The sequence below is a fragment of the Curtobacterium sp. VKM Ac-2887 genome (assembly GCF_015350935.1).
Lineage (GTDB): Bacteria > Actinomycetota > Actinomycetes > Actinomycetales > Microbacteriaceae > Curtobacterium.
The window spans coordinates 62,941-75,654 of record NZ_JADKSB010000010.1; the positions used below are offsets into that span (position 1 = coordinate 62,941).

Genomic DNA, 12,714 nt, shown 5'->3' on the forward strand with positions numbered 1-12,714 from the left:
GAGGGAAACACGAACATGACACGAATCGCACGCTCGTTCGGGATCACGCTGGCGGCAGGGGTCGCCGCGGTCGGGATCGCCGTCCTGCCCGCGGTCAGCGCGTCCGCGGCCACCGCGGTCACGAACGACTACGGCGCCAGCCTGTCCGTCAGCGGTCCGGCCTCGGTCGTCACCGACGGCCCGGGGGCGCTCCACGGCGTCTCGGACGGCAGCGTCACGGTCACCGGCAGCGGCTTCGACGGGGACGCGCAGGGGCGCGGCTTCGGCGTCTACGTCGTCTACGGGCCCAAGCAGGCGGACTACGCCACCAACTCCGGCTGGTTCGGCTCCGCCCAGTGGGTGTCGAAGAGCGCGTTCACGGCCGGCGGCGGCTTCACCACGACGATCGACGTCGCGAAGTCCTACACCGCGGACCCGCACCACACCGGCGACGCGGCCGCGACCGTCAGCTGCGACTACGACGCCACGAAGACCGCGACCGCCAACGCTGCCCTCGGGCAGTACGAGTGCTTCGTCCAGACGTTCTCGGCGCACGGCGTCGCCAACGACCCGGTCGACCTCGACGAGGTCCAGGTCCCCGTCACCTGGTGACCCACGCGGTGCCCCGGGTCCGCCCGGGGCACCGCCTCCCCACACGCGCACCACCCGACCCGAGGAACCGATGCACACCCAGACCAGACCGGCCCGTCGCCTCCGCGCGCTCAGCGCCACCGTCGCCGCGATCATCGGCCTGACGGCGGCCGTCGCCGGCACCGTGCCCACCGCGGCGACCGCCGCCACCGCGGCCACCGCGGCCTCGGGCCCGAGCACGTCCGTCACGGGCGGCACGCTCGACTGGGGGTTCAAGCAGTCGTTCCGGAACTACGTGCCGGCCGCAGGGCAGTCGGTGTCCGGCGGTGCGTCGAAGAACGCCGACGGCACGTTCCGGTTCGCCGCGTCAGGCGGCAGCTACGACCCCGGCACGCGGAAGCTCACCGTCACGGGCTCCGGCGCCGCGGTGTTCGACTACCGGGCACACACGTTCGTGATCTCGCTGCGCGACCCGGCGATCGAACTCACGCCGACCACCGGCACCCTGACCGCCGGGGTCGACGTGCGGCTCGTGGACCCGACGACCGGTGCCACGACGTCCGACCCGGGGACGAAGCGCATCGCGTTCGCGACGATCGACGTCACCAAGGGCACCCGATCGGTCACCGACGGGGAGTACTCGTGGACCGGTCTGCCCACCACGATCACCGCGGCGGGTGCAGCGGCCTTCGCAGCCGACGTCACCGGCGGCGGCAACCCGACCCAGTTCTACGCCGCGGGCACCGCCCTGGACCCGCTCTCGGTCGCCGTGACGGGCGACTGGGCCGCCGAGGGCACGGACGGTGACGGCGGCGCCGACGGTGACCAGGGATTCAGCGACCCCGGCGTCCAGGGGCTCGTGAGCACCGGCGTGCAGACCACGGTCGGTGACAGCACGATCGGCCGGGTCACCACGGTGGTGCGGGACGCCGCGCGCGCCCTGAACGTCGTGCAGGTACCGGCTGCCGGAACCGCCAAGGCAAGTTACTTCGTCGTGGACGACGACGGCAAGCGCGTCGCCGGGCCGATCGACCCCGGTGTCGCCACCTCGAAGCCGAGCGTCGACCCGTCGACCGGGAACATCGTCGCGACCGCGTCGTTGCCCGCCGCGGAGTTCGGCGGCACCGGCGCGAACGTCCAGGGCTGGGTCGTCGTCGAACGCGGCACGGACGCCGCCTACCGGGACGTCGTGCACGTGAAGCCGTCCGTCGCGGTGCCCGCCGCGAAGGCGTTCACGATCGACCCCGCCGACGGCTCGATCGTCGCGCAGGTCGCCCCGGCCGCGAACGGTGGGTCCGCGGGGCTGCTGCGGGTGGCCGCGGTCGGTGCGGGAGTGGGAGCGGGTGCTGGTTCTGGTTCGGGTGGCTCTGGCTCTGGCTCTGGCTCTGGCTCTGGTTCCGGTTCTGGTTCGGGTGCGGTGACCGAGGTCGGCACCAGCCCCGCTGGCGGGACCGTCCGCGCCGTCACCCGCACGGCAACCCTGATCGGCTCGGTCACCGGGACGATCTCGTCGGTCGGCGTCGACTGGACCGGCAAGCGCGCCGTCGTATTCGACCAGGCCGCCGCCCTCGCCCGCGTCGTCGCCCTCGACACCGGAGCCTCGGTCGCCGACGTGTCGATCGGCGCCACCGCGACGTCCGGGGCCACCGGTGGGACCGTCGTCGACTCCCGGGGCCGGGCGTGGTGGAGCAACGACGGCGACGCCACGCTCCGAGCCGTCTCGCTGCGCGGGACCCCGGCCGTGACGACCTCGATCGACCGGGTCGGCGGTGCCGCGTACCTGGCCGTCGACGAGTCCGCGAAGCGCCTCTGGGTGTCGGCCGCCGGCAGCACCGACACCGGCAACGTCGTCCGCGCCTACGCGATCGACGGCAGCACCGCGCCCACGCTCGGTGCCGAGTACCAGCCCGGCACCACGTACACCGGCGACCCGATCGTGGTCGCTGCCGACGGCCGCGCGGTGGTCGGCGTCGTGAACGCCGCGCCCGACGCCGCCGACCAGGGGCTCCGCACGTTCACGGTCGTGACCACCCCGACCATCACGGCGCAGCCGGCCGACGTCGCCGTGACGCTGACCGGCGCGACCACCGGAACCGACGGCAGCACGACCCCCGCCACGCCGCAGCAGGTGTCCTTCGCGGTCACCACGACCGGGACCCCGACGCCCACCGTGCAGTGGCAGCAGCACACCCCGTCCGGGTGGGCCGACCTGCAGGACGGTCCCTCGGTCGCCGGCGCGACGACCAGCGCACTCCGCATCACGGCCACCGAGGGGCTGGACGGCGACCGGTACCGCGCGGTCGCCACGAACGTCCTCGGTGCGACCGTCGTCGGTCGGGTCGCCTCGGACACCGCGACCCTGCGCGTCACCGTGCAGGCGCCGACGAACCCGGGCGGCGGCACCGGCGGCGGGGGAACGGGCGGCGGCGGCACCGGCGGCGAGTCGACCGTGGTCGGTGCGGACGGGTCGATCACCGGGGCGGAGAACGCCCGGGGTGCCTCGACGAACGTGCGGCCGGCCACCGGCCTCTCGACCGCCGCGGCGGGCACGAAGCTCACCGTGACCGGCTCCGGCTTCACGAAGAACACCAACGGCTCAGGGTTGTACGTGCTGTTCGGGTACGTCACGAAGCACCCGAGCGCCGGGGGAGCGGCCGGCGCGGGCTACGACTACGTCCCCGGGTCCGGCGGCACCGGGCAGGACGGCCAGGGCTTCGTCGCCTGGCCCGACAACACCGGCACCGGCGCCGCAGCGACCGCGAAGCTCAGCGGCACGAAGAACGCCGGCTTCACGCAGGGCGGCGTCATCGCGCGCTCGACGTTCACCGGCCAGTCGACGAAGCGTGTCGACTGCCTGTCCGGGGCCGTGCAGTGCGGGGTCCTGACCATCGGTGCGCACGGCGCCGCCGACGCCGCGCTCGAGACCTTCACGCCGGTGTACTTCGCCGGACAGACGGTCCCCGGCACCCTGCCGACCGGTCCGACCACGGGTGGTGGTACCGGCGGCAACGGCGGCACGGTGATCCAGCCGCCCGTCGTGCAGCTGCCGCCGGCCGCCACGGCACCGACCATCACGAACGCCTCGGACACGGCGCCGACGGCCGCGCCGACCGCAGCGCCGCGGAACACCGCCGCCCAGCCCCGGAACAGCGCGAAGGCCCCCTCGGCCGCCGAGCCACCCACGGCCCCCGCCGCGGACTCCGACGAGCTGGCACGCAAGATCGACGCCGGCGACATCACGACCGTCGCGGCCGCCGACGCCGGGATCCCCGACGAGGTCACCGCCGGTGACCAGCTCGAGCTCCGCCTGCCGTGGACGGGCGACGACGAGGGCGGGAGCGTGTGGACCTACTCCGAACCGGTGCAGGGCGACGACTTCACCGTCGAGGACGCCACAGCCACCGCCTCGGTCGACACCACGGGCCTGGAGGTCGGCGACCACCACGTCGTGCTCGTCGGGGACCAGGGAACGGTCGTCGCGGTGCCGTTCACGGTGGTCGACGGCGTCGAGGCGGTCACGCAGCAGACCGACGGGTCGGTCGCCGCCGCGGCCGCGTCCGACGGGAGCAGCGGCGGGGGGATGTCCACCGAGACGATGCTGCTCGTCGTGATCGGGTTCCTCGGCGGGCTCGTGGTGCTCGCGATCGGCCTGGTCGTGCTGCTGCTGACGGGGGTGCTGCAGGTTCGGACGCGGCGGAAGCCATCGGCACCTGCCGCCGCCTGACGCCCGGGCGCTGGCGTCGCGTGACGGCGCCGGCGCCCGGCCCAGGCGCCCGGCGGGTCAGCCTCCGGCCGCTCCGAGGCCGGCGAGGAAAGTCGCCTCGGCCAGGGCCATGTGCTCGATCTCGGACGGATCGACGCTCTCGTCCGGCGCGTGCACGTTCGCAGCCGGCTCGGACACCCCCGCCAGGATGACCTCGACCCCCGGGATCGCCCGTTCGAGCGTCGCGCAGAGCGGGATCGATCCGCCGCCGCCGAGGGAGCCCACGGAGGACACCCGGTACGACGATGCCAGTGCGCTCCGGAACGCCGACGAGTACTGCCCCGCCGTCGCCCGGAAGCCGTCGCCCGTGCCCGTGACCCGCGCGGTGACCTCGACCCCGGCGGGCGCTCGCCGCAGCAGGTGCGCCACGAGCAGATCGCCGGCGGCAGCGGGGTCGACGCCCGGCGGGACCCGGAGGTTCAGCGCGGCACCGGCGGTCGCCTGCACGGACGGCGACGACCCGGCGACCGCCGGCGCATCGATGCCGACGACGGTCAGCGCCGGCCGTGCCCAGACCTGGGATGCCGGGTCCCCGGACCCGATCGGCACCGCGCCGTCGAGCAGCCCGGCGTCGGCGGCGAACCGGTCGGCGTCGTAGGGCAGGCCGTCCCAGGTCTGCGAGGCCTCGAGGCCGTCGACGGTGGTGTCCCCGGCGTCGTCGCGCAGCGTGGCGAGCAGGGCCACCAGGGTCGCGACGGCATCGGGTGCGGCACCGCCGAACATCCCGGAGTGCACGTTGCCGTGCAGCGCACGGACGCGCAGCTCGACGAACGCCGTGCCGCGCAGGGTGGTCACGAGCGCGGGGACCCCGACGGCGGCGTTGCCGGCGTCCATCACGACGGCTGTGTCGACGTCGGCGAAGTCCGCTGCGTGGGTGGACACGTACTGCTCGAGACCGTCGGTGCCCTGCTCCTCGGACCCCTCGACGACCACGACGAGTCCGACCGGGAACGAGCCGTGCACGTCGAGCAGCGCCCGCAGCGCCACGAGGTGGGTGACGACCCCGCCCTTGCAGTCAGCAGCACCGCGACCGTACAGGCGACCCTGGCGCTCGGTCAGGGTCCACGGGTCGCTCGTCCACGCTGCGAGATCGCCCGCGGGCTGGACGTCGTGGTGGGCGTAGAGCAGGACCGTCGGGGCGCCGGGCGGCGCGCGGTGGGTCGCGAGGACCGCCTGCGAGCCGTCCGACGTCGTGACGAGGCACGAGGTCAGGCCGAGGCCGTCGAACGCACCCCGCACGCGCTCGGCGACGCGGCGGCAGTCGTCGAGCGACTGCACGGCCGGGTCGTGGACCGACGGGATGGCGACGAGCGCCGCGAGCTCGTCGAGCCCCGCGGACATCCCGGCGCGGACCGCGTCGCGCAGCGCTGCGTCGCCGGTGCTCACGAGCGCCCGATCTCCCAGATGCGGAACTCACCAGAGGCGTCGACCGACTTCGTCAGCCCGGTGAGCGACTTCTGCCCGATGACGTTCTCCTGCCCGGCGAGCAACGGGATGAGCGGCACGGACTCGGCGGTGTCCTGCTGGATCTCCTCGATCTGCTTCGTCCGCTCGGTCGCGTCGGCCTCGACCGCCTGCGCGGCGACCAGCTGCTGCACGGCCCGGTCGTCGAAGTGGTTCGCGAGCAGGTTGACGTCCTCGGAACCGTAGGCCGGCGTCAGGTACGACGAGGCGTCGGGGTAGTCCTGGAAGAACCCGAGTTGGAAGACCGGGTACTCGCCCTTGCCGACGTTCCCGACGTAGGTGTCCCAGCTCGCCGACTGCAGGTCGACCGTGAACAGGCCGGTGTCCTCGAGCTGCTGCTTGATCAGTGCGTACTCGTCGTCCGACCCGGAGCCGTAGTGGTCGGTCGTGTACTCGATCGGCAGCGTGACGGGCGTGCGCACGCCGGCCTTCTCGAGGATGGCCGCGGGGTCGGCGCCGTCGTACTCCGTCTGGAACGCATCGGTCGCGCCGGTGAAGTCGGACGGCACGATCGAGTACGCCGGAGCGTAGGTGCCCTGGTAGACGTCCTTCGCGATCGCCGCGCGGTCGACCGTCGCGGCGACGGCCTGGCGGATCGCGGTCTTCTGCGCGGTGTCGTCACCGGGCATCGTGTCGAGGTTGAAGCCGAGGAACCGGACCTCGCCCGACGAGCCCTGGACCCGCTGCAGGCCGTCGTCCTCGGACAACGAGGTGACCTCGGTCGGCGTGAGCTGGCGGTACGCCACGTCGGCGTCACCCTCCTGCACCGCGAGCTTGAGGTCGGCGGACTTCGTGTACTGCTTGATCGTCACGCTCGACGACTCCGGCGCGGTGCCGTCGTACTCCTTGTTCGCCGTCAACGCGATGGTCGCCCCGCCGTCGGCGGACTGCTGCAGCGCGTACGGACCGGACCCGACGACCCCGTCGTCCGCGTGGACCTTCGTCCCCGAGAACACACTGCTGTCGACGATCGCCCCGGCCATGCTCGCCAGGACGTACGGGAACGTCTGGTCGTTCGCCTGCTTCAGGGTGAACGTGACCTCGTCACCGTCGGCCGCCACGGACGCCATGTTGGCGAGCAGCGACCCCGGACCGTTCTCGGAGCCGATGCCGACCTGGCGCTCGAACGAGAACACGACGTCCTTCGCCGTCAGGGCGTCACCGTTCGAGAACGTGAGCCCGTCACGGATCCGGCACACGAAGTGGGTGCCGTCGGTGAAGTCGCACGACTCGGCGACCTCGGGACTCGTCGTGGTCTCACCGGCCGGGTAGGTGAGCAGGTGCTGGTACAGCTGCGTCTGCACCGTGTAGCTGCCGCGGTCCCAAGCGCCGGCCGGGTCGAGGGACGTGACGGGATCGGTCGTCCCGATCACCAGGCCGTCGGAGACGTCGGTGGACGCCCCGGTCGAGGCGCAGCCGGTGAGCACGGCGGCGACGGCAGCGGAGAGCGCGAGCGCGGAGAGGAGTCGGGTCGTCACGGGGTTCCTGAGGGGGATGGTTTCGAGAGGGAGAAACGGGGATGTGCGGCCCCGCCGGTCGCGAGGTCGGCGATCATGTCGCCGAGCAGCGGTGCGAACTTGAAGCCGTGGCCGGAGAACCCGGTCGCGACGGTGACGGGACCACGTCGGTCGATCACGAAGTCCTCGTCGGGGGAGTTGTCGTACAGGCAGCTGATGAAGGTCGGCTTCGTCGCGTCGACACCGGGCACGTACCGCGCGACGTAGGCCTGCAGCCGCTCGGCCTCGGCCGGCACGGGCGTGAAGTCGCGGTGGTCCGGATCGACGACGGGGCCGGTGCCGTGGAACCCGACCTTGACGCCTTCGCCCGGGGTGAGCAGGCCGTACACGTCGTCGTCGGCCGCCCAGTGCACGAAGCTCGGCCACGCCTGGTCCGGCAGACGGCTGGGGAAGTGCGCGGGCTGCTCCTGGGTGACGCGGATGGCCGGGAGGCCCGCCCCGCGTCCGGCGAGCAGGTCGCCGACCAGCGCGGGGGCCCACGACCCCACGGCCGCCACCACGGACGCGGTGCGGTGGGTGGACCCGTCGGACAGCGTCACCGTCACGTCGTCGCCGTGGTCCTCGAGCCCCGTCACGCCCGTGTCGAAGCGCAGCTCGGCGAGCCCCGTCCGTTCCGCCAGGGTGAGGAACAACTCGATGGCACGGTCGGACCGGATGCGACCGGCCGTGGCGTGTGCGAGCACGTGCCCCTCGAACGCGATCCCCGGCCAGCGTGCGGCCGCGGCGTCCGGGCTGAGGGTCTCGTGCGGGATGCCGGCGTCCGTCAGTGCGGCGGCGATGGCGTCGACGACCTCGGCGCGGCCGTGGTCGACGGCCCCGGTGCGGACGATGAGCTCCTCGTCCGCAGCGCCCTCGAGCGCTTCCCACAGCGCCAGCGCGCGGGAGGTCAGGGCGACGTACTCGGGGTCGGCGTAGCCCTGCCGGAAGATCCGGGTCGCGCCGTGGGACGAGCCGTTGTGGTGCCCGCGCTCGTGCTGCTCGACGAGCAGGACGCGCTCGCCGCGGAGTGTCAGGGCGTACGCGGTGGCGGCGCCGACGACCCCGCCGCCGATCACGACGTGCGTCGGGGCCCGGTCGCTCAGCACGTCGCTCATGCCACGGCTCCGGCTCGTCGGGCGTCGGCCTCGCGCCGCGCCGGCATCATCGCCACCACCTCGGCCTCGGTCGGGGCCGCCGCCGGGAACCGTGCCGGGGCGTAGCGGCTCGCGTCGCCGAGGGTGGTCGTGCCGGTGACGCTCAGTTCCGCCGCGATCCGCCCGAGGCCGGGACCGTGCGTGACGCCGGACTCGTTGTCGCCACCGGCCACCACGAGCCCGTCGAGCTCGGGGACCGCGCCGACGATGAAGTTCCGGTCGGCGGTCATCGAGACGACGCCCTGCGTGGGGGTCTCGTCGACCCCGAGCACGCTCGCGGCGGCGGGGAGCAGCCGGGTGACGATCGGGTGCAGGTAGGTCCGCATGGCGTCGAGCAGGTCCGTGCGGACCGGTCGGCGGTCGGGTTCGTCGCTCCGGTCCGCACCGCCGACGTGCAGCGGCTCGTACCCGGGCCCGGCACCGTACGTCAGGCCGCCGCGGTGCTCACGGATCCACAGGCCGTGCAGCTCCGGCAGCATCAGGGTCGGCAGGGTGCCCGGCAGACCGAACGGCGTCGTCACGAGCCGGCTGGCGACGACCCGGACCGTCGGCAGCTCGCGCCCGAAGGGGGCGAGGAGGGCGTTCGTCCAGCTGCCGGCGGCGAGCACGACCTTCGCGGCGTCGATGACCTCGCCGTTCGCGGTCCGGACGCCCGTGACGGAGCCCCCACGGGCCTCCAGACCGGCGACCGGCGTGTGCTCGCGGATCTCGACGCCCCGCGCACGGACCGCGTGCACCAGCGCTGCGGCCGTGTCCGGCGCACTGATCTGGATGCCGTCCGGATGGAGGAAGCCCGCGGTGACCGCGGTCGGGTCGAGCCCGGGCACGAGGTCGGCCGCCTCGGCCGGGGTGAGCGTCCGCGCCCCGGCCGGCCGGAGCGGGTGCTGCTCGAACGGCGGCAGGTGGTCGGCCCGGCCCTGCTCGGTGACGGTCAGCCAGACGTTGCCGTTCTGCCGGTACCCGGTCGGGCCGTGGCCGGCGCCGGCGAGGTCGCGGTAGAAGTCGATGCCGTACTGCTCGACGTCGCGTTCGGACTCGTTCCAGTACCAGGCGTACCCGGCTGCCCACTGGCCGACGAACCCGGCACCCGCGGTGGTCGTGCCCCCGGCGACCGTCCCGCTGTCGAGGAGCAGGACCCGCTGCCCGAGCCCGGCGAGGTGCCACGCGGCGCTCAGTCCGATGATGCCGGCGCCGACGACGACCACGGGGGATCCGGAGGAGGACATGGAGCGAGCGTAGTGTCCCGGGGTCCCCGACAGGTGTCGTTCATGACGCCGTGTGACGCGGTGCAGAACGGCGATCGCCGCGCCGGTCGATCAGCGGTCGATCAGCGGTCGAACGCGTCGAGCACCGCCGATGCCGACCGGGCCACCAGGGCGTCGTCGTAGGCGGCGTCGGGGTCGTTCCGCGTGGTCAGGACCGAGAGCACGATCGGGTCACCGCCGGGCGGGGTCACCCGCGCCACGTCGTTCCGGATCGGCCCGGCGCCCCCGGACTTGTCGACCACGACCCAGCCGTCCGGTGCGCCGGCCCGGATGAGCGCGTCGCCGGTCGCGTTGCCGCCCATCCAGTCGACCAGCAGCGCGGTGTCGGCGCGGTCCAGGGTGCTGCCGTCGAGCACGGTCGTCAGGGCCGCGGTGAACGCCGCCGGGGTCGTGGTGTCCTCGGTGCTGCCCGGCTCGATGGTGTTGAGGTCCGGCTCGCCGTGGACCACCTCGGTGGTGGTGTCGCCGAGCTCGGTCAACGCGGCGTCCAGGCCGCTCGGACCGCCGATGCGCGTGAGCACGAGGTTCAGGGCCGTGTTGTCGCTCATCCGGACGGCTGCCTCGGCCAGCTGCTCGTACGACAGCCCGTCGGCCACGTGCTGTTCCGTCACGGGGGAGTACCCGGCAGCGGCGACGTCCGCGGCCGTCCAGTGCACGACCTCGTTCCGGGCGTCCGCGGGCACCGAGCGCAGGAACTGTGCCGCGGCGAACGCCTTGATGGTCGAGGCGTAGCCGAAGCGTCGGTCGCCGTTGTACGCGACCGTCTCACCCGAGACGGTGTCGGTCGCGACGACGCCGACCGTCGCGTCGTACTCGCGTTCGAGGCCTGCGAGTGCTCGGCGGACCGTGGCGGTGGTCGCGGCGTCCGTCGTCGTCGGCGGCGTCGTCGCTGAGGTGCTCGTCGGTGTGCTCGTGGACCGTACGGACGACGTGGCCGACGCGGTCGGTCCGACGGAGCCGCCACCGGAGCACCCGGCGAGGACGAGCACGGCGACGGTGCCGCCGACGACCAGGGGGAGAGCTTGGTGCATGGGAGCACCCTGCCGCTCGACCCTGGTCACACGCCGGGAACCGGCACCCCGACCCGGGCGACGGAGACCTGCGTCCCGACGCCCCGCTCGCGGGCGAGGTCGATCAGCCGGGCAGCGACGGCGAGGTCCTGCGCGCCGAGCCCGACCGAGTCGAACACGGTGATCTCGTCGTCCCCGGTCCGGCCGGGTGCGCGTCCGGCGATGACCTCGCCGAGTTCCGCCGGGTGGAGGTCCTGCGGGACCGCCCCCTCGACCACGGCCTCGAGCAGGTCACCCGACTTCGTCCAGGCGGTGGCCCGGCTGTCGACGAAGAGCGTGCCGCGTGCCATCGCCGCGCCGTCGAGCTCCCGGTGCGTCGGGCGGGGACGGGCCCCGACCGCGTTCACGTGCTGGCCGGCGTGCAACCAGGCGCCGCGGACGATCGGGTCGACCGAGGGCGTCAGGGTGCAGAGCACGTCGGCCTCCTCGACCACGCGACGGACCTCCGGCGCGACCACGCACCGCCGGGCCACGTGCGGTCCGACGGCCTCGAGGAACCGGGTGACCGTCCCCGACGACCGTGACCACAGGACGATCCGCTCGAACGGTCGCGTCGCCTCGAAGGCACGGACGTGCTCGACGGCGAGGTTGCCGGCGCCGAGGATCCCGAGGGTCCGGCTGCCCGAGCGGGCGAGGTGCTTCGTCGCGACGACGGTCGTCGCCGCGGTCCGTGCCCGGGTGATCGTCATGCCGTCGAGCACGGCGACGCACTCGCCGGTGACCGAGGAGGACACCAGGATCGTGGAGCGCTGCGACGGCAGCCCTCGCGCACCGTTGTCGGGGATGTCGGCCATCAGCTTGACGGCGACGAGCCCGAGCCGGTCGGAGCGCACGGCCATCGGCAGGAAGAGCGCGTCGTCGGCGCCGGTCAGGGCGACCGGGGCCGGCTGCTGCATCGCGCCGGTCCCGAGGTCGGCGTGGACGGCCTCCACGGCCCCGACGACGTCGACGGCGTCGATGAGACCGGCGACGTCGGCAGCGCCGAGGACGACGGTCACGACGCGGTGACGGCGGTCGAGGCGCCGAGCAGCTCCTCGAGCGACGGGGTGTGGGTCGTGAGGCCACCGTCGAACAGGATGCGCATCCAGCGGTCGGAGGCATCGCGGTCGACGACCGCGGAGTCCCAGACGCCCCCGGCAGCCATCTCGTCGGCGGCCCGTCGCAGCAGGGCGGCGTCCTTCTCCGGCCACCGGGCGGCGAGCACGGCCGCGATCTCGGCGTCGGCGTCGCCCGCGGTGATCTTGGCCATCGCGGCGGCGATGCCGTCCATGAACCGGTCGACCCGGTCGCCGAGTTCGTCGATGCGGTCCGTGCGCGTGTAGTAGACGCTGTTCGGCATCACGCCACCGGCGTCGAGGTGCCGGAAGACGATCGTGCCCCCACCGGCGGCGACGAGTTCCTGGGCGGAGACGAGGTCGAGGATGATCGCGTCACCGAGCCCGCCCTGGTACAGCTCGATGAGCATGGCGGTCGACAGGTCGCGGACGAAGCGGGTCGCCGCGACGTCGAACCCGGCCTCGCGGACGAGTCCGGCCGTGAACTCGTACGGGGCGCTGCCGCCGGCGCCGGGCGCCAGGACGACCTTGCCGGCGAGCCAGTCCAGCGTGATCGGGTTCGTCTCGTCGCGGGCGACGATGGTCATCGGGAACCCGTGGTTGAGCTGGCCCACGACGGAGAGCTTCCGCGGCGTCCCGGCGTACATCGCGGGGACCCAGAGACCGCCGAGGGCGAGGTCGGCCTCGTGCGAGTCGATGTCGTCGAGGACGCCGGTCCACGGGTCGCAGGCCTTCGCGGTGACGGACAGGCCGCGCTCGGCGAACAGACCGCCGACGTCGGCGACGTACTCGGGCAGGTAGTTGAGGCCGTTCGCGGTCGCCGAGATCTTCAGGGTGTCCATGGTGTTCTCCGATCGTGGGGTGGTGGGCCGGGGTG

At 73.6% G+C, this 12,714-nt stretch carries 9 protein-coding genes; 2 read left to right on the forward strand and 7 right to left on the reverse strand.

The genetic code is table 11. From position 1 onward, the window contains the following. Positions 1–15: 15 nt before the first annotated feature. Together ITJ69_RS12945 and ITJ69_RS12950 are read left to right on the forward strand one after the other, a co-directional pair. Positions 16–591: a hypothetical protein gene (locus ITJ69_RS12945; RefSeq protein WP_111085395.1), complete on the forward strand. Its 576-nt coding sequence runs from the start codon at positions 16–18 to the stop codon at positions 589–591. 70 nt (positions 592–661) lie between these two features. Next, the gene (locus ITJ69_RS12950) at positions 662–4,294 is read left to right on the forward strand and encodes an HtaA domain-containing protein (protein ID WP_194672951.1); all 3,633 of its coding nucleotides are present in this window, start codon (positions 662–664) and stop codon (positions 4,292–4,294) included. A 57-nt stretch (positions 4,295–4,351) separates the two neighbouring features. Here ITJ69_RS12950 and ITJ69_RS12955 read toward each other — a convergent pair whose 3' ends face one another. The 7 genes from ITJ69_RS12955 to ITJ69_RS12985 form a co-directional block, all read right to left on the reverse strand. After that, positions 4,352–5,719, reverse strand: a complete 1,368-nt coding sequence (locus ITJ69_RS12955; RefSeq protein WP_323743100.1) for a M20/M25/M40 family metallo-hydrolase — start codon at positions 5,717–5,719, stop codon at positions 4,352–4,354. Beyond that, positions 5,716–7,275 (reverse strand): ABC transporter substrate-binding protein, encoded by a 1,560-nt coding sequence (locus ITJ69_RS12960; RefSeq protein WP_194672952.1) that lies wholly within the window; start codon positions 7,273–7,275, stop codon positions 5,716–5,718. The genes ITJ69_RS12955 and ITJ69_RS12960 overlap by 4 nt, the downstream gene beginning before the upstream one ends. Next, positions 7,272–8,408 carry an FAD-dependent oxidoreductase gene (locus ITJ69_RS12965; RefSeq protein WP_228505594.1) on the reverse strand — a complete coding sequence of 379 codons (1,137 nt, stop codon included), beginning with the start codon at positions 8,406–8,408 and terminating at the stop codon, positions 7,272–7,274. The genes ITJ69_RS12960 and ITJ69_RS12965 overlap by 4 nt, the downstream gene beginning before the upstream one ends. Next, entirely contained in the window at positions 8,405–9,673 is a 1,269-nt protein-coding gene (locus tag ITJ69_RS12970) for an NAD(P)/FAD-dependent oxidoreductase (RefSeq protein ID WP_194672953.1), read from the reverse strand. Before ITJ69_RS12970 ends, ITJ69_RS12965 begins: the two co-directional genes overlap by 4 nt. 101 nt (positions 9,674–9,774) lie before the next feature. Then, complete coding sequence (bla, locus tag ITJ69_RS12975; protein WP_194672954.1) at positions 9,775–10,743, reverse strand: class A beta-lactamase; 969 nt, start codon at positions 10,741–10,743, stop codon at positions 9,775–9,777. A gap of 26 nt (positions 10,744–10,769) precedes the next feature. After that, complete coding sequence (locus ITJ69_RS12980; RefSeq protein WP_194672955.1) at positions 10,770–11,780, reverse strand: ornithine cyclodeaminase family protein; 1,011 nt, start codon at positions 11,778–11,780, stop codon at positions 10,770–10,772. After that, complete coding sequence (locus ITJ69_RS12985) at positions 11,777–12,679, reverse strand: ABC transporter substrate-binding protein (RefSeq protein WP_131922140.1); 903 nt, start codon at positions 12,677–12,679, stop codon at positions 11,777–11,779. Before ITJ69_RS12985 ends, ITJ69_RS12980 begins: the two co-directional genes overlap by 4 nt. Between the last annotated feature and the right edge of the window lie 35 nt (positions 12,680–12,714).

Excerpts from the sequence above, each read along its gene's own strand:
- ITJ69_RS12985 (WP_131922140.1), bottom strand. The coding sequence starts at position 12,679 with ATGGACACCCTGAAGATCTCGGCGACCGCGAACGGCCTCAACTACCTG.
- ITJ69_RS12950 (WP_194672951.1), top strand. The coding sequence starts at position 662 with ATGCACACCCAGACCAGACCGGCCCGTCGCCTCCGCGCGCTCAGCGCC.
- ITJ69_RS12945 (WP_111085395.1), top strand. The coding sequence starts at position 16 with ATGACACGAATCGCACGCTCGTTCGGGATCACGCTGGCGGCAGGGGTC.
- ITJ69_RS12965 (WP_228505594.1), bottom strand. The coding sequence starts at position 8,408 with ATGAGCGACGTGCTGAGCGACCGGGCCCCGACGCACGTCGTGATCGGC.
- bla (WP_194672954.1), bottom strand. The coding sequence starts at position 10,743 with ATGCACCAAGCTCTCCCCCTGGTCGTCGGCGGCACCGTCGCCGTGCTC.
- ITJ69_RS12970 (WP_194672953.1), bottom strand. The coding sequence starts at position 9,673 with ATGTCCTCCTCCGGATCCCCCGTGGTCGTCGTCGGCGCCGGCATCATC.